This window comes from Pseudozobellia sp. WGM2 (genome assembly GCF_017810075.1).
Taxonomy (GTDB): Bacteria; Bacteroidota; Bacteroidia; order Flavobacteriales; family Flavobacteriaceae; genus JADNYK01.
Genome location: NZ_JADNYK010000002.1, coordinates 611,212 through 630,610, shown reverse-complemented (window position 1 = coordinate 630,610; position 19,399 = coordinate 611,212). Strand labels below are relative to the sequence as shown.

Annotated in this window: 10 protein-coding genes; 3 read left to right on the top strand and 7 right to left on the bottom strand. The window is 40.3% G+C overall.

The window, feature by feature from the left end:
* The first annotated feature begins 1 nt into the window (after position 1).
* Positions 2-2,092, top strand: coding sequence for a hypothetical protein (locus IV512_RS06275; protein ID WP_209401670.1), 2,091 nt, complete (start codon positions 2-4; stop codon positions 2,090-2,092).
* A 4-nt stretch (positions 2,093-2,096) separates the two neighbouring features.
* Positions 2,097-7,001: a T9SS type A sorting domain-containing protein gene (locus IV512_RS06270; RefSeq protein WP_209401668.1), complete on the top strand. Its 4,905-nt coding sequence runs from the start codon at positions 2,097-2,099 to the stop codon at positions 6,999-7,001.
* A gap of 77 nt (positions 7,002-7,078) precedes the next feature.
* On the opposite strand, the gene IV512_RS06265 is transcribed toward IV512_RS06270, so the two are convergent.
* The 7 genes from IV512_RS06265 to IV512_RS06235 all read right to left on the bottom strand — a co-directional run bounded on the left by IV512_RS06265 (position 7,079) and on the right by IV512_RS06235 (position 18,410).
* A complete protein-coding gene (locus IV512_RS06265) occupies positions 7,079-7,357 on the bottom strand; it encodes a F0F1 ATP synthase subunit epsilon (protein ID WP_100870073.1) in 279 nt (92 codons plus the stop codon).
* 71 nt (positions 7,358-7,428) lie between these two features.
* Positions 7,429-8,937, bottom strand: a complete 1,509-nt coding sequence (atpD, locus tag IV512_RS06260; protein ID WP_209401666.1) for a F0F1 ATP synthase subunit beta — start codon at positions 8,935-8,937, stop codon at positions 7,429-7,431.
* A gap of 183 nt (positions 8,938-9,120) precedes the next feature.
* On the bottom strand, positions 9,121-10,740 hold the full coding sequence (locus tag IV512_RS06255) for a G-D-S-L family lipolytic protein (protein ID WP_209401665.1): 1,620 nt from the start codon (positions 10,738-10,740) through the stop codon (positions 9,121-9,123).
* Positions 10,741-10,747: 7 nt separating this feature from the next.
* The gene (locus tag IV512_RS06250; RefSeq protein ID WP_209401664.1) at positions 10,748-13,555 is read right to left on the bottom strand and encodes a TonB-dependent receptor domain-containing protein; all 2,808 of its coding nucleotides are present in this window, start codon (positions 13,553-13,555) and stop codon (positions 10,748-10,750) included.
* A 191-nt stretch (positions 13,556-13,746) separates the two neighbouring features.
* Entirely contained in the window at positions 13,747-15,594 is a 1,848-nt protein-coding gene (glmS, locus tag IV512_RS06245; protein ID WP_100870075.1) for a glutamine--fructose-6-phosphate transaminase (isomerizing), read from the bottom strand.
* A gap of 165 nt (positions 15,595-15,759) precedes the next feature.
* A complete protein-coding gene (locus IV512_RS06240; RefSeq protein ID WP_209401663.1) occupies positions 15,760-17,595 on the bottom strand; it encodes a DUF4270 family protein in 1,836 nt (611 codons plus the stop codon).
* Between the two features lie 5 nt (positions 17,596-17,600).
* Positions 17,601-18,410, bottom strand: a complete 810-nt coding sequence (locus tag IV512_RS06235; protein WP_100870077.1) for a glycogen/starch synthase — start codon at positions 18,408-18,410, stop codon at positions 17,601-17,603.
* 104 nt (positions 18,411-18,514) lie between these two features.
* On the opposite strand from IV512_RS06235, the gene panC reads away from it, so the two are divergent.
* Positions 18,515-19,360, top strand: a complete 846-nt coding sequence (gene panC, locus IV512_RS06230) for a pantoate--beta-alanine ligase (protein WP_209401662.1) — start codon at positions 18,515-18,517, stop codon at positions 19,358-19,360.
* The last annotated feature ends 39 nt before the right edge of the window (positions 19,361-19,399 follow it).

Sequence of the window (19,399 nt, the reverse complement as noted above, 5' to 3'; positions counted from 1 at the left end):
TATGGTTTTGAAAAAACATACTATACTGATAAGGACACTTTTTGTCTTATTGTTCGCCTTCTGTTGGATGCCTTCTGCTGCACAGGTAGATGAAATTCAGGTTGCAGTTCTGGCCAGAGCTTTAAAAGATAACATTAAACTAAGGTGGTCTCCTACCCGACCCTTGTTATGGCAACAAGGAAATAAAAATGGATATCACATTACTCGAACCACCCTCACCAGAAAAGGCGAAATACTAAAAAATCCGGTAGAAGAGCGTTTAACAGCCAGCCCAATAAAACCCGAACCTCTACCAAACTGGGAAGAATTGGCCAAACAAAATGAATATGCAGCTGTTATGGCCCAGTCCATTTTTGGAACTACCTTCAACACCACAGCACCTGGAACGGACACTGGAGCCATTATGGCCATAAATGATGAAAACGAACAGCGCTTTACCTTTGCCCTGTTAGCCGCTGAGCAAAGCTTTGAAACCGCTAAGTTGGGTGGACTAGCCTTTACGGATAATAACGTGGATGAAAATGAAACTTATGTCTATAATGTAATCTTAGCAGACTCCACTTTGCCTATAGACCAGCAGTCAAAAGGTGCGGTTTTGACCGGTTACCCTTATCACGAAAGATTGCCAATTCCGCTTGGTTATACCATAGTTACCCAAGACAGTCAAATAATTTTGGAATGGAACTACGGTATGCTGAAGCGGTTTTATTCTAGGTATACTATTGAAAAATCGGAGGATGGAAACAATTTTAAAAGGCTTGAGGCCCAACCTATATTTAACGCCCAAACACCCGAAGATGAGCAAAATGTGACTTTAGTCTATAAAGACTCCGTTCCTAACAATAAAGAGTTCTACTATCGTATTAAGGGACTGACCGCCTTTGATGAAACTGGTCCACCTTCAAAAGCACTTTCCGCCATGGCCATGCCAACACCCAAGTTTGCGCCCATAATTGAAAAAAGGATTTTTGAAGGAGAAAATGGGGTAAGGATTAAATGGAGCTTTAATCAAGAAGAGGAGATAAGCATAAAGGGCTTTCAACTTAGACGTGCCAATAACCATGACGATTTTTTTATGGACGTAGGTGAACTTCTACCCCCACAAAGTAGGGAAACCACATACGCACCACTTCAAAGAATCAACTATTTTAAAGTAGTTGCCATAGGTAACAATGAGGTGGAAAGACCCTCTTTTGCTTCTATCGTTCAACCCGTAGATTCTATACCGCCAAAGCCACCGGTGGGGTTAACCGCAAAGATAGACACCACCGGAATTGTACATCTTTCTTGGGAAGAAAATAGTGAGGAGGATTTGTTAGGCTACAGAATATTTAGATCAAACAACCCCAATGCAGAGTTTTCACAGGTGACCTCGGTAGAGGTAAAAGAAAATCTTTTCTCCGACACGCTAAATATTAAAAATCTAAATAGAAAAATTTATTACAAGCTATTAGCGGAAGACCAACGTTTCAATGCCTCTCAACTTTCAGAAACCTTAGAGGTCACCCTTCCTGATGTAACGCCTCCTTCTGCGCCAGTAATCTCCTCTTACCATATGAATGAAAAGGGCACCGAAATAAAATGGATACCCAGCAGTAGCCTAGATGTGGTCTCACACTCAATTTATAGAAGTGACACCAGAAACGAAGAGGTAATTTGGAAAAAAATATATGAGACAGCTAAACTGGACACCTTGTTTTTAGACATGGAAACCTTACCCGCAAAAACATACAGTTATACAGTTGTTGCCACAGACAATAAGGGGCTTGAAAGTGAGCCCTCAAATCCGGCTACTATACGCAGGATGGAAAAACCAATTGAAATGGAAGATTTGTCATTTACTGGTACTGCAAACAGGGAACTAAGATTTATAAATCTTTCATGGAAAATAGGAAATAGAAATGTTACAGAATATAGACTTTTTAAGGGCACTTCAAAGGAAGAGCTAAGTCTATATAAAACAATGGTAGGTGCCAAAAACAGATATAATGACACACAATTAACCATTAACACTTCATATACTTATGGGTTACAGGCCCTTTCAGAAAACGGTCAACTTTCTCCTATTAAGGTCATTGAGGTTAATTATTGAGAATATGAAAAATATTGTTGTTTTAATTCTATTTTTTACATCCATTCACATGTTTGGACAATATGATGTGTATGTGGAATACCGGTATCTTTCTCCTGAGGCTCCACATAGGGCCGAAATTATAATTCAAGTTGGTGATGTAATTGATTATAACAAGATTATCGAACCCACCCCACCTTCAGGAATGGAAAGTGTGACCTATGGAGAGGAGTTTTCCGGAAGAAGCACTAGCCAAACTCTAAATTGGTTAGCAATGGCTAGTATGGGAAATTTTACTTATTTATCCAATAGCGATTTTGGTTCTGTAACTGTTGGTTCTAATGCCCATTTTGTACTCACAAACACAGAAGGGTATTTTTTGAGAGGTTCAATTAGTATTGTTCCAGAAATAGATATTAACGCAAGTCATGCTTCAGGCTCTAAATGTTACACTGAAGACGTTACCTTCAGTGCAACCCCTGGACACCCAAACGAAGCCTATTCTTGGTCTTATTATACCGCTTCAGATCCAACAGAAAAGCCTCTAAACTTCTTTTCACAATCAAAAACTCTTAATCTAACCGATTTATTTCCGGATAACCCAACTGACCATATTGAAGAAGTAATAACATTTGTGGTTACCAATAATTTAAATGGTGGGTATAAAAAAACAATTAATTACTCTTGGCTTTCATGTGGCCTTAACCTGAACCATATTGAACCTGAACCTGAAAAATGTGCAGGTGAAAATAATGGTGGTGTGCGGTTTGAGTTTGACGATGCTTTACCTAACAACAGCAGTTTAAGGGTATATCTATATGAAGGCACTCCACCCAACAACATTGAAGACGACCTAGAAAAAGATAACCCAACTGTTGCCGGAATTACTCCTCAAACTATATCAGATGCCGATGACCAGTTAATCAATGATAACGGCACTTATTACTGGGAGTATCAAGGTCTTGCGGGGGCTACGGGAGGTAAAGACTATTTTGCCGTTCACCAAGTATTAAACGGAGATGGTACCGTGAGTAGTGCGGCTATTACAGATGATTTTAGTATAGAACGCCCAACAGAAATAACCGCTTCATCATCTTTGGTTAGTTCTGCTGCTTGTATTGGGGAAAATACAGTATATCAACTTAATGCTGATGGAGGTTATTTAAGTGGAGGTTCCAGTACATTGTCAGATTATGAGTTTCAGTATAGCATAAATGGTGGCAATTACAATTCCACTACTTCAACCCTTAATATTCCCGCATCCGTAAATGACCAAACCGTTAATATTTTGGTCGAATATACAGGCAATTCAAATAATTGCACCAACGATGAAAACAATCCGTATTCTTTTATAATACTGGCCACACCGGTAGCTTTAGAAATTAATGATGACTCTTCATATTCATTTGGCCTTCCCCCATCCGCTTCAGGTTTAAACAATGGTTCCGTCAGAATTACCCTTGCCCAAGGCAGCGGTAGTTTTAATTACTCTCTTTACAAATATGATGAAGCCAGTAGTAGCTTTGTATTGCATGCCTCAAACACTAATACAACCGAATCCACTTACACTTTTGAGAATTTGCCAGAGGGCAGGTATCAGGCCACAGTATCCCTCTCTTCAGGCTCAAGCTGTTCTGATACATCTCAAGAATTTGAATTAACAGCCAATCAACTTCCCACTATTCAAAATATAAATGCCACTGCACCAAGCTGTTCAGGTCAAATGGACGGTAGCATAACCTTGGAAGTAACAGAAGGCGCACCCCCTTTTCAATTTAGATGGTACGATTCCAGTGGCAACCAAATATCGGGAGAGTCAAGCACTACTTTAGAGAGTTTAACTCCTGGAATCTATTCCTTTAAAGCTATTTCTAATGGAGGCGATTTTGAAACTGAAGGAGCATACTCAGAAGCTGCTGAGATAATAGTTCCACAATCCAATAGCATTGAAATATTGGAAATTTCTCCAACAAATGCCAGTTGTTTTGAAGCCAATGATGGCAGTCTTGAAATTTCTGCGTCAGGTGCCTCCGAATATGATTATTCATTAAATGGCGGACTTAGCTGGGAGCCATTAATAGATCATATAATTTCAAATTTAGATAGTGGATTTTATGAAGTAATTTTGAGAAATAGAAATTCGCCCATTTGCTTATCCTCCCCTTCTGCTCAAGAAGAAATTAAAGAACCTGAAGAAATAACCATTACCCCTACCGTTCAGGATGTTAGTACCAATGGGGGAAATGACGGGGCAATTACAATTTCTGTTTCCGGTGGGCTTCCTGAGATTGACACCGACAAAAATTACACTTTTAGTTGGGAAGGCAAAGGACCTAATAACACTTCCTTCAGTAGCTCTAGCCAGAATATTGGGGGACTAATTGAGGGACGCTATGAAATTACCGTATCAGACGATAATGGATGTTCTTCCATCCCCTTGGAAATAGAAATTACCCAACCCGGCCCCTTATCCATTAACAGCATTACCGTGGTCAACCAAATGAGCTGTGTTGCTGCCAACGATGCCATCATTACCGCTGATGTAGTGGGTACCTCGCCCGTTACTTTTGATTGGTACCGAGATGGCTCTTTGTTTGTTCAGACCATAGATGTAAACACCATAGAAAACTTACCTCCTGGAGAGTACCAACTATTTCTAAACGATGGTTCCGTTCCCAATGCTCTGGAGAGTGCGATTGTGACAATTGATAATATTAACGCCATCACAGCCAATATCGTTGCAACCGGCACCTGTCCTAACACCAACGAAGGCAGTATCGTTATAAACAATATCCAAGGTGGTACTCCCGGATATAGTTACAGCATTGATGGTAATAACTTTCAACCCTCAGGCAATTTCAGCTCTTTGAATGCCGGAAATTATACGGTTACCGTTCGTGATAGCAATGGATGTGAAATGGTGCAAACCGATGTGGTGGTAGATAGTTATCCCGAGATTCTTTTGGATAACGAAAACACTATTGTGCTTTCGGTCAGTGCCGAAGGAAGAAGCGATGGAGCCATCTCCCCTATTTTTGAAGGTGGCGTACCACCTTTTACTTATGATTGGACAGGGCCGAACATAAACGGAACTAACACACAAGATGTCAGTGGCCTAATGGAGGGAGACTATTCCATTTTAGTAACAGATGCCAATGGCTGCGTTCTAAACGAGTCTTTTACCATTACCGAACCAGGTGAACTCATAGTTACCGCCTCTCAAATGGAATTTATCCCTTGCAGTGGGGATACTTTTGGAGAAATTACGGCACAAGTAATTGGGGGTGTAGCACCTTATGTTCTAGAGTGGTTTCAACAAATAAATGGTTCGGACACTAAATTGGAGGAAGATTCCAACTTATTGGTCGATTTAGGTCCGGGAAGTTATTTTCTTCGGGCTACTGATTCCAATGGAATTAGTACCGATTCGGAAATAGTGGTAATCACCGAACCGGATTTGCTTACAGTTTCTATACTGAGCACTACCCCTATCTTTTGCAGTGGAGAAGCTACGGGGGCAGTAGAAATTGCTTTTTCGGGTGGAACGGCTCCCTATGAATTTTCATGGAGCAATGGGGAAACTACCCAAAACCTATTTAATGTTCCCGCAGGGGAATACACCCTGTTTATTTCAGATATTAACGGTTGCTATACGGAAATCACAGCTATAGTAGAAGCAGCACCAGATGCCCTGCAAATCAGTAATAGTAACATCATCAATGTTTCGGAATACAATGCTAATGACGGTAGTATTTCATTGGAATTGACAGGAGGGGCTTTTCCTTTTGATATTGAATGGACTCAACTGTCCAACGGACTGGGAATAGAAGGCAGGGAAAATATTTCCAACCTAACGGCAGGCAGCTATCAGGTTGCCATTTCAGATGATAATGGTTGCCAGTTGATGGAAATTTTTGAAATCACCCAACCCGATATTGTTGAAGAAACCATCGTACAACCTGCATGTGAAGGAGATACAAATGGAAGCATTTCCCTACTCGTGAATCAAGGTAATGGTAACTTCACCTACGACTGGAGTACGGGTGATACCACCAATGCCATTACCGAACTGGCACCAGGCACCTATTCCGTGACCGTAACGGGGCTGGAAAACGGACCCATTACACGAACCTACTTAATCGAATACCCAAAACCGGTAGAAGTCGATTTAGGAGAAGACCAAACCTTATGCGTAAATCAAGAATTGGCTTTAGATGCCAGTGTAGAAGATGAGGGCGCCCTATATAGTTGGACATCGAGTAACGGATTTACAAGTAATTCCCCTAGCATAAATATAACCCAAAGTGGCACTTATATGGTCACTGTAACCTCTTCTTCAGGATGTAAGGCAGAGGGTTCCATATCAGTAGATATAAGTACAGAGGAAATTAATGCGGAGTTGGCCGCCTCTACGCAGGCATTTGTAAATGAAACAATTATTGCCGTAGACATAAGCTATCCGCTTCCTGATAAACTAGAATGGATATTTCCCGATGAGGCCATAATTGTTTCTTCGGATAGCGACGAAGCTCAATTGCAGTTTAGTAAAGCCGGTGAATATGAGATTGGAATAATAACCTATAGAGGGGATTGTATAGCACAACAAACCAAAAAGATAATTATCAATCAATCGGACCCTACCGTAAGAGAGGAAGCAACGGCTAATGGAAGTAAATTAGTAGAAGATTTTCTTATCTACCCTAATCCCACCAATGGGCAATTCACCGCTGATGTACATATGACCGAACGGGGGAATGTCAGTATAAAAGTGTTTAGTTTGGCGAATAACGCGCTGATAGCTTCCAAAAAAGAGCGAGGTGCCTCGTTATATCAGGTTCCTTTTGATATTTCAGGGCTACCGGCCGGAGTATACGCTGTTTTATTGGAAACTCCTTATGGAAAGACTTTAAGGAAAGTAATAAAGAAATAATTTTTGATTCATACTCTAAACTAAAAATGCCCGAAGTAATTCTTCGGGCATTTTTTAATTCTATTATTGGGTAACAATTAATCGGCCAAAACAATAACCTTATTGTCTTTCATTTCTACCGTTCCGCTAGTTATCGGTAAAATGGTTTTGCCGTCTGCATCCTTAGAAAACTTAGAGGTATAAGCCTCTTCAATCACAACGTTACCATCTACCTTCACATTACCTTCTTGCAACAAAGAAATAATAGGTTCATGATTGTTCAGCATCTGAAACTCGCCATTCACACCCGGAACGGTTACCGAGGTAACTTCTCCTGAGAATAAGGTGGCTTCTGGTGAAACTATTTCTAAATACATTTCCTTTTAGTTTTAAGTTTTAAGTCAAAGGCCAAAGTGTTCAAAACTTTGAACTATTAACTCATCACTATTTACGCTTCAGCCAACATTTTTTCACCGGCCTCGATTGCTTCTTCAATAGTTCCCTTAAGGTTAAAGGCAGATTCCGGAAGGTGATCTAATTCCCCATCCATAATCATATTAAAACCTTTGATAGTTTCCTTAATATCAACAAGAACACCAGGAATACCTGTAAACTGCTCTGCCACATGGAAAGGCTGAGAAAGGAAACGCTGAACACGTCTAGCACGACCTACAGCCGATTTATCCTCTTCGGATAATTCCTCCATACCCAAGATGGCAATAATGTCTTGTAATTCTTTATATCGTTGCAACAACTCTTTAACTCGTTGTGCACAGTTGTAATGATCATTACCTAAAATATCGGCCGTAAGAATTCGTGATGTAGAATCTAAAGGATCCACCGCAGGATAAATACCAAGCTCGGCAATCTTACGAGATAATACGGTAGTAGCATCTAAGTGAGCAAAGGTTGTCGCAGGAGCAGGATCCGTAAGGTCATCCGCAGGAACGTAAACCGCCTGTACAGAAGTAATCGAACCTCTTTTAGTTGATGTAATTCGCTCTTGCATGGCCCCCATTTCTGTTGCCAAAGTTGGTTGATAACCCACCGCAGATGGCATACGCCCCAATAGTGCCGATACCTCTGAACCTGCTTGCGTAAAACGGAAAATATTATCTACGAAGAAAAGAACATCTTTACCTTGACCCTCACCAGCACCATCACGGAAATATTCTGCTATAGTCAACCCAGAAAGAGCAACCCTTGCACGGGCTCCAGGGGGTTCGTTCATTTGACCGAAAACGAAAGTCGCCTTAGATTCTTTCATTATATTTTTATCTACCTTGTTCAAATCCCAACCGCCTTCTTCCATAGAATGCATGAAATCATCACCGTATTTGATAATACCAGACTCCAACATCTCACGAAGTAAATCATTTCCTTCACGGGTTCTTTCACCAACACCTGCAAATACAGATAGACCACCGTGACCTTTAGCGATGTTGTTGATCAATTCTTGAATCAATACGGTTTTACCAACACCAGCACCACCAAAGAGACCAATTTTACCACCTTTAGCGTAAGGCTCAATAAGGTCAATAACCTTGATACCCGTGAATAGAACCTCGGTAGAGGTAGAAAGATCTTCGAATTTTGGAGCTTCCCTGTGAATAGGCAAACCGTCTTTGCCAGATTTTGGCAAGTTACCCAAACCATCGATAGCATCACCGATAACATTAAAAAGACGACCGTAAACGTCATCTCCGATAGGCATCTGAATAGCACTACCCGTCGCCAGCACATCAGTTCCACGGCTTAGACCATCTGTAGAATCCATTGATATGGTTCTAACGGTATTCTCACCAATATGTGATTGCACTTCCAGCACCAACTTAGAACCACCTTTGCTAGTGATTTCTAGTGAATCGTAGATTTTTGGAAGAATATCTCCGGATTGAAATTCAACATCAACCACCGGCCCAATGATCTGCGAAACTTTACCTGTAACTTTTGACATTACCTTATCAGTTTAAAAATTCAATTGATTAACTATTGATAGACAGGTTTTTTCACCTGTGTTTTTTCAGGGTGCAAAGGTAGGTTTTTCAACTTTAATTGAAAACTACTTTGCACTCTTTTTTAAGCATAAAAAACGGCGCTCTACAACAGCACCGTTTTTTGTTGATTTTCAAACAATAAACTATCTCAACATGGGAGAATAATTTGTAGGATAATTACCTATATCGTACAAAGAGCCCGAAGTCTCGAAATTAGATTCGTAAGTGGCATCTATCGCTTTCATAAATTCATTGGCCAACAAAGCATAACCTCTAGCCGTGGGGTGTACACCATCTAATGAAAATGCCCCGCCCATAACCAAGTTAGAGGTTAGAGTGTAATCGCCATCGGTTACACCACCATTGGCCAAATCTTGCATCAAGGCATTGGCATCAACAAATGCCAAACCTGCACTTGAAGCGGCTGCCGATATAGTTGCATTAAAACCGTCCGTAGCCGTTTTTATTTCCGCTTGTTCTTCTGGTGTCAATACCCATTTATCACCTAGAGGTAATGTAATACCATTGGTTGAAAATTGCGCGGCCATTGCTTCGGGGAACCCAAAACCTTTAAGAGCATTCAAAGAAAACTCATCAACTTCACCTATTACCCTTCGACTAGATAACACCAATAAGTCATTTTCATTGGCCAATCTAGCTTGGCCATAAGCATTACCCATGAGAGTGGCCACCGTGGGCGCTTGCTCGGCAGATAAACCTAATTGCTGTACGAAACCTGGGAAGGCAGGGTTGGCATTTAAGACCCCGGTAATCTGTTCTGAAAGATTCACTAAATCCTCATCTAAAATTACTACAGCATTATTTACCGAATCATTAAAGGTAATGGCACGTTCTGGTTGGCCCAAAAAATCATAAACCTGGTTCAATGCACCAAAAAAGGCATTTAAGGTAGGCACTAAGTCGGCAAAATTATTTTCCGCTGGATTGATAGGGTCATGAGTAACAGTTGTAAAATGCGGTATGGTCGTTACGTAAGGAATATTGGCCATAACACCCTTGGCTCCGGAAGATGTTAAAGTGGCTACCAATCCATTGACAGCCTCATTAAACAGGGCTTGATCTGTAATCGGATTTGAACCATCACCACCAGAGGTTGCATAGCCTAATACATCGTTATTTCCGGCCCAAAGAGTAAAGAATGTGGGTGATTGGGCCATTGCCAATTCCAAAATACTCGCATTTGGGGTACTTCCGGTCATACGAACGAAATATGGATTAGCGAGTTTTGCTTCCAAGTTACCTATATTACCGTATCCATTAAATAGCAAATGAAAACTTTTGGCCCCGGGAACTCCTAAATTATTAAAAGGCCCACTAGGGTTATTCAAAACAATATCGGTAGTCGGCTCGATAGGTCCTACGACATCTTCCAAATCTTCAGGTCCGGCACCTCCGAACACCAATCTAGGATTAAACCCTTCTAAGGGAGTACCCCCCACCAAAAGACCTCCAATATTATCATTCGTCAATGGTTGTGAAAACGAACCGCCACCCACAAGGGAAAACTTTGCGGCCAAAAGATTTGGCATTGAATTTTGTTGCCCAGCTACAAATAGAGCATTATCAGTAAAACCAGCAGTTAAGGAATTTCCGAGGGAAACATAAGTTGAAAAATCAGCCGACCCCGAAGTTAGTTCTGCCGTTTCCGCCACCTCTTCAGTACGCTCAAAATCAGTTTCATCATTACACGCTATAAAGACCACAGAAAAGGCCCAAATGGCTATATATCTAATTTTCATCATCGTAATATTATAAGTTATTGATTGTCCATGACACGTAGTACATAGAGCCGATAAAACCGGTTCCGAATGCCGTGAAATACTCATCGCCCAAAAGATTGGTCGCTCCGGCCTTAAAGGCGGATTTAATACCAGGAACCCTATAACTGACCTGTGCATCTAGCACATGAAATTCAGGAACCACACCATTACCAAACGTAGCTTCCCAAAAATAATCATCACTAAAGCGGTAGGCCAGATTAAATCCGAAATTCTTGAAAAGATCAGTATTTCCTAAAGAAGCCTTGAATTTATGTTCTGGAGTATTGAAGTTACTCATGAAGTCTGGATTGGCTTTTTGGTCAAAATCTTGTTTGGCGAAGGTATAACTTCCGCTTAAGTCAAAGCCTCCAAAAAGTTGTGCTGTTAAACCCAAGGAAGCACCATAAGAACCTATGTTAACTTCAGAGTTGGTATAGGCACTGTACGCCTGAAAGTCATCATTGGCGATTGCCGCCACAGAAAGCGAGCCATCACCTACCGATCCGTAATATGGAGCTATCACAACTTCTTGAGAAATAAAATCTTTATACTGGTTATAATAAGCACTAAAGTCAACCACCAGCTTATCAATCTTTCCGCGGTAACCCACTTCTACTGAAGTAACCTGTTCTGGCTTAACTATGCTCGGATTAGCAATTTCTAAATCTGCGGGATTACCAGTTTCACCCAGTCGTTGAACCGAACTTAGCGTATAAGAATTCTCATAGGCCACCCTGCCGGTCTGAGTGATCGTAGCCGGTTGTTGAAAATTCGCTTGAGCCGCCCCACTTACTTCAAATTCTCGAGAGTAACGATCAAGGTTATCAGGAGCAGAACCTATCAAAATTGCACGACCTGCATCAAGACCAATAAATAGGTCTTGCGTAGTCGGATTTCTAAATCCGGTTTGAACCGAAGCCCTAATATTATGGTCTCTATTTAAGGTTAGACCCGCAGAAAGTCTTGGAGAAAAGAATCCGTCGAAAAATTCAGACTTATCGTAACGAACAGATCCCGTCAACTTTAAGTTCATATCTTCTGTAAAGTCGAAACCTTTTTGAATCTGGGTATATATACCGAATTCGGAATAGTCTATAGCACCATCATAATCTGTATATATAGTTCCGAAAGAGTTCAAACTAAATCTGCGATATGAACCACCCACCTGAATGTCGGCAAAATCGGTTAAATGACTGAAGTTATAATTACCATCGGCGTGATAGTACTTTGAGGCGTCTCTAAATTGAGAACCTGTCGAAAGGTCAGGATCATTAACACTTCTATTAAATGCCGCTTCAAATTCTGGAGTGCCCGGTTCAAAACGGCCAGATTCGGCTTGAGCCCTAGCTACTGCATGGGCCTGTTCGTTGCTTGCACCGCCTAATGTAGCCTGTACATAAGCCCCTGTATATTCACCGAACCAAGTCTCATCATCTTTCCAAGCCCTATTGATGTTAATTCCGGTGAAAACCATGTCATAAGAATCACCGGCCTTATCGGCAACGATATATCCTCTTAGAAAAAAATTATCATTTCTAAACTCTAATTTATGCTGTTCTTGAAAGAAATTAGCGATACTGTATCGGTTTGTACCTTGGTAAATGGTAGACCCGGTACCTACCTTACCCACATACGACACTTCAAGGTCATTTTCCCATGGGCGATAGTATAGACCCCAATCAGCTTTGACACTTTCTGCATTGTAATTAGTCAAGTGACGTTCGTTGTAGCCCGTTCGGCTCACTTCGACAGAGGGCACCAAGGCATTGGCACCTGCTGGCAAAAAGGGTGCGCCCGTATCAGGGTTAATAGTGGTTTCCAATGTTTCGGCTACACTTTTTATATCTGCGGAAACCTCATCACCATAGACATTGATACCATCGTAGTTCAAATCGGCACGCGTACCACCTAAAGTGGTTTTATCTACCTCACTAGTAGCTGCCCAATCAGTTCCTTTTAGATAACCGAAATTCACTTTACCAGCAAATTTTTCACTGAACTTATAAGCTCCCCGTATTCCAAAATCGGTATAAGGATTATCACCGGCAGCTTCTTGGCTGGTCATACCTCTTTTTACATAACCGCTTAATCCCTGATGATCGAAGGGGTTTTTACTTCTCATGAAAAGGATTCCGTTAAAGGCGTTTGCGCCATACAATGCAGAAGATGCCCCGGGGAGCAATTCTACGCTCTGCACATCGGTTTCGATCATACCGACCAAGTTTCCTATAGGAAAGTTAAGCGCAGGCGTTGAGTTATCCATACCATCGACCAATTGCATAAATCGTGCATTGGCAAATGTTGCAAAACCCCTGGTATTGACTGATTTAAATGTCAAACTATTAGTATTTACGTCTACACCCTTTAGGTTTTCCAATCCATCATAAAAATCTGCTGAAGCGGTATTCTTAATATCTTGAAGTCCGAAACGTTCAACTGTTACCGGAGATTCAAAAATACGCTCAGGAGTTCGAGAGGCCGAAATGACCACTTCATCTAAAAAAGTCTGGGCTTCTGCCAGAGTAATGGTAAGTGTTTGATTATTTGAAGTTACCTCTTCGGTAACCTCAGAATACCCAATACTTGTAATAGTTAACTGAAAAGGGGGGACTTCAGAAGTTTCTAGTGTAAAATTCCCATCGAAATCGGCGGTGGTTCCTATCGTTTTTCCTGTGATAATGATATTCGCACCGGGAATTGGCTCATTGTTCTGATCTACCACTTTTCCGTCCACCGTTGTTTGAGAGTAACAAAAGCCCCCAACGAACAGCAATGCCAAAAATAGTACTGTCTTCATGTTAAGTTTAAGTTAAAAAGGTTCGTATTGGCAAGTTACATTTTTTTTTATACCGAAAATCATAAAATGAAAAAAATTATGCATGCATAATACATTTTTAATAAATAAACCTTTCTTTTTTTAGGAAATCACCAACAAAAAAAGCCATGGATTTCCATCTCCTGTACTTTAAAACTGTGATTTTGTAATTATTATTCTACGGTTACCGATTTTGCTAGGTTTCGGGGTTGATCTACATTACAACCTCTCATTACGGCAATATGGTACGATAACAACTGTAATGGTATGGTCGTCAGCAAAGGCGTAAGACTTTCAAAGGTTTCCGGCACTTCGATCACGTGGTCGGCAAGCTCGGTAACCTGTTCATCCCCTTCTGTAACAATTGCAATAATTTTACCTTTTCTAGATTTAATCTCTTGAATATTACTTACCACTTTCTCGTAATGCCCTTTTTTTGTAGCTATAACAAAAACTGGCATCTGATCATCAATCAAAGCGATAGGCCCATGCTTCATTTCTGCAGCCGGATATCCTTCTGCATGTATGTAACTAATTTCTTTTAATTTAAGAGCTCCCTCTAAGGCTACGGGGAAATTATATCCCCGACCTAAATAAAGACAATTTGTAGAGTCCTTATAGACATTGGAAATAATCTCAACTAAAGGATTAGACTCCAAGGCCTTTTCGACTTTGGAAGGAATAGCCTCCAACTCCGTTAAAAACTCGTGGAATTTCGATTCGGACAACTCTCCTTTCTCCTTAGCTAATTTTAGTGCAATTAATGTTAGTACAGTTATTTGGGTAGTAAAGGCTTTAGTAGATGCCACCCCTATCTCTGGACCAGCATGGGTATAAGCTCCCGCATCCGTCTCTCTTGCAATTGATGAGCCGACGACGTTACAGACTCCAAAAACGAAAGCACCTTTCTCTTTAGCCAACTTAATAGCGGCCAAAGTATCGGCAGTTTCACCGGACTGAGAAATAGCAATGAGCACATCTTTATCGGTAATGACAGGATTTCTATACCGGAATTCAGAAGCGTACTCCACCTCTACGGGCACACGCACCAAATCTTCAAAAATATATTCCGCTACTAAACCTGCATGCCAAGATGTACCACAGGCAACTATAATTATACGATTAGCATTCAAAAACTTTTCTAGGTTATCGTCTATACCAGCCATTTTAATAATACCCTGATTAGCACGCAACCTACCGCGATAAGTGTCTAAAATAGCTCGTGGTTGCTCATAAATCTCCTTGAGCATAAAATGGTCGTATCCCCCTTTCTCGATTTGTTCAATATTCATCTTAAGTTCGAGAATATTCGGGTACGCAATGGCATCATCTTTCACCTTGCGTAATTTTATTTCTTTCCCCAATCTAATAATGGCCATTTCTTCATCGGCCAAATAAACTGCATTATTCGTGTATTCTATGAATGGAGATGCATCGGAAGCGATAAAGAATTCGTTTTCGCCTACCCCGATTGCCAATGGACTTCCTAATTTTGCAACAACAATTTCATCTGGCTTCTTCTTATCAAAAACTGCAATCGCATAAGCGCCAACCACTTCGTTCAAGGCAATTTGAACTGCCTTTCCTAATTTAACATCTTCTTGCTTTTTTACCTCCTCTATTAAATTCACCAACACTTCTGTATCGGTATCGGATACAAAAGTATATCCCCTTTTTATGAGCTCTTTTTTAATAGACTCGTAATTCTCGATTATACCATTATGAATAATCACCAAATCACCTGAGTTCGAGTAATGCGGGTGTGAGTTGACATCGTTCGGCACACCGTGCGTTGCCCAACGAGTATGCCCCATACCTAAAGTTCCGCTAGTAGAAATGTCATTGTCAGCTTTATTCTTAAGGTCTTCGACCTTTCCTTTGGTTTTAGAAAGATTAATCTCATTACCATCGTAAAGAGCGATACCGGCACTGTCATAGCCACGGTATTCTAATCTTCTTAACCCCTTTATTATAATGGGATAAGCCTCCCTATGACCAATATAACCTACTATTCCACACATATTCTAATATTTATAGCTAAAAAATGAAATTAATGTTCAAACAAATTTACAAGAACAAAGAGAAAATATATGTTCTTTAACAGGTTAAACGCTAATATAAATAGGATAGTATGCTGACCAACACCTAGATATCAGTCAAAATATTTGAAGAGGAAATAGTTTTGGTTAATCTACCTCGGTATAAAAAATCTCTAGCTGTAGTTTCTTATCGGCATTTTCATCCGCGATGTTACTACCATAAAGCACCGTTCCTAAAGGGCTCAAAGAACTAGTTACCGGAAGCTCTTGCTCGGTATTATCAGAAAGCATAGCACTTCGAATTCCTGTTTGAAACAAACTGGATGCAACTGTCAAACCTAGGGTGGCATTTTCACCATTACGCAAGATTAAATCGTTTATGTGCTCGGTTAGCTTAATAGTGTATTTTACCGCACTACCATCGCTTGATTTTTCTAAACTACCATCATAGTCAAAGATTCTTGCAAGTTGATCGGTTGCAGAAACTGGTGAACCATAGACGGGGAGGCCCGTTTCGGTATTAAAAAGGTATAAACTTGGCGGTTGCTCTACATCACTTTCTTGGGCCACATAAAAAACCAAATTCGCCTCGTTCACTATCCAGTTACTCGATTGAATCTGTTCTATAGCCTCTCGACCATTTTCACTATCGAAAAGTTTAATTTCTGCATACGTACCGGCCCCGCCTTTTAAAAATATCCGTTCTGCATTAACTTCAGCGTCTAAATCACCTGAAATTACACTAGGGTAAGCATCATTACTAATTGTATTCGCTGCATTACCTGTAACTTGCCCTGTTGCCACACCTTGACTTACAACAGGTGTCAATAAATTCAAGACGAACTCATTTTTTCCACCCTGTTCGGTAACATCCCCATCCGTATCTACCGTATCGTAACCATACGAAATGGTAATGTTGGCATTCTTTAAATCGAGCAAAAGCAATACCTCATCAGAAATCGACTCTAAAGATAAGTGGATGCCTCTAAAAAAATTCTTGAAATTCTCTTGGTTAGAAAGCTCAGGGCTTCCCTCCATATCTAAAATATTATGCTGAAAAAAATCAGCATCTAACGGAACTCGAATACCAGGGTTTAGATAAGTAAACTCCAATGACTCATCTTCGTCCTCTGTACTAATATTGTCTCTACCTTTTAATGCTATTTGGGTTCGATTTATGACTGTCTCACCATCGAAAAGCAAACTATCTACAAAGTTCGGTGAAAACTCCTGATTTGAATAATATTCTTGGGCTTCCTGAAAGTTAGCTGAAGGATCCAAATCACGCAAATAGTAATTATTTCGCTCGACCTTTAAATTAAAGGATGTTTCTGGAGTGTTATTATTATATAGTTTCCCATTTATATAAACACTGTCTAAATCGAACGTTTTCTTGAACTGATTTGCCGTAAAGTCATCATCTTCGCCATCATCGACACCATCCCCATCCGTATCTCTATTATTGGTGTCTGTTCCCCTACTTATTTCTTGGGCGTCGCTAAGTCCATCGCCATCAGAATCTTCAGTAGCATCGTCTGGGAAAGCATCCAATTCATCAACCAAACCATCTCCGTCGGAATCTCCACCCGGATTGGTTAAAAAAGGAATGTATAAATATACTGAATCGATTTTCTCATTTTCCTGAATTTGAGAACCTGTTGGGTTGTCTTCCAGCGATTGCGAGTACAACCCAAAAGGTGAAACCGAAGACAATTGTACCTGAGAGGTTATCGAAGCTTTTGTTTTTCCAAAAATAGGGTCTGTAAAATCTCCCAATTGATATATGGGAAGTTTATTCGTACTAACGGCCTCGACGTTCTTATTATAGGCAAAAACATCGAAGACAGCCTTGTCGGTTTCAAATGGTGAGCTGCCGATAACACCTGACCCTATTGTTGTAGGATCTTGTTCACATGCTACGACTGCTACCAACAGAAAGAATACCGCCAGGGCAGAAAAATTGAATCTTTTCAAAAATGTCATTCGGACTATTTTAAAACTTCAGTGTTATAAAAATTAGCATAGGCTTCTTCGAATTCTTGCAAAGAAACATAAGGCAACACAGGTTTTTCAAGGTTGGAAATATGGTTCTGTAAATCTTCTGGAATTTCTTCCGCGGCTAAAATAACGGCATCGGAATGATCTACAGCGACTTTTAACAAATTATTATAGGAAGGGGTTTTAAGAGCGGCAATACTATCTTCTGGAATACCATCGAAGGCAATCTTCTTGATCATATCTTGATCAAGTTCACCATCGAACGACTTACCATACACCGAGGTCACTATTTTACTAGTATCGAACAAAGGCTCATCTGAATAATATTTCTTGAGGTACAATGGCAATAAAGAGGCCATCCACCCATGAACATGAATAATATCGGGTGTCCAGTTTAATTTTTTAACAGTCTCGACGACTCCTTTGGCAAAAAAGATTGCTCTCTGATCGTTATCAGGAAAAAGATTACCATCAGTATCGGTGAAAGTAGCCTTTCTCTTGAAATACTCGTCATTATCGATAAAGTATACCTGTATACGCTCTCTAGGTATAGATGCTACCTTGATGATCAAAGGCATATCCATATCATTAATGACCAAGTTCATACCCGACAACCGAATAACCTCATGCAATTGATGTCTACGCTCGTTGATATTGCCATATCTTGGCATAAAAATCCGAATTTGGCCGCCATTACTGTTCACCATTCTCGGAGTTTCGTAAGACATTAAGGAAACTTCGTTCTCCGGAAGGTAGGGTACCAATTCCGACGAAACGAACAATATCTTTTTACCATTCATGTATGCTATGTTTTATTTGTGGGTTGAAACGTGGCTGCAAAATTACAAAAATAATGCAGATTAGCCCTAATTATAGTAAGTTTGCTCGCTTTTAAACGAAACCTATGCCAATTGTACGTACAAAAAAAGAGCTTGCAAAGCAACTAAAAACATCTAACTATAGAAAGGGCATAGGCCTTGTACCTACAATGGGGGCACTACATAAGGGCCATGAATTTTTAGTGCAAAAAGCTGTTGAACAAAACGACCTTGTCGTAGTAAGTATTTTTGTCAATCCTACACAGTTCGACAAGCAAGAAGATCTAGAGAAATATCCTAAAACTCTAGAAGCAGACGTTTCTTTGATTAAGAAAGTAGATGAGAACATCATTGTTTTCGCTCCTTCGGAACAAGAGGTTTATGGAGAAAACATCTCATCAAAAAACTATGATTTCGAAGGGCTCGACAAGGTTATGGAAGGTTCTTTCAGAGATGACCACTTTAATGGGGTCGGCACAATCGTTGAAGCTCTATTTCTATTAGTGAAGCCCGATAGGGCCTATTTCGGTGAAAAAGATTTTCAACAACTGCGTATTATTCAAAAATTGGTTGAAATAGAACGAATACCGGTCGAAATAGTAGCCTGCCCAATTGTCAGAGAACCCCATGGGCTGGCCATGAGTTCTAGAAATGAAAGGTTATCTACCGAAATACGACAAAAGGCAGCCTTTATTCATGAAACACTGAAATCTGCCAAAAAGTTTTTTGGCACGAAAAGTGCATATTATGTAAAGGAAAAGGTGAAAGAAAGTTTTGATTCGCATTCTGAATTTGGTTTGGAATATATTGAAATAACCGACGTTGAAACGCTAACACCCGTAAAAGAAAAAAAGGAAGGTCAAAAATATAGGGCTTTTATTGCCGTTTATGCCGAAGGCGTTCGTCTTATAGATAATATTGCCCTTAACTGAAAAACATTGCTTAGTAAAATTTATAATTAACTTTGTGCC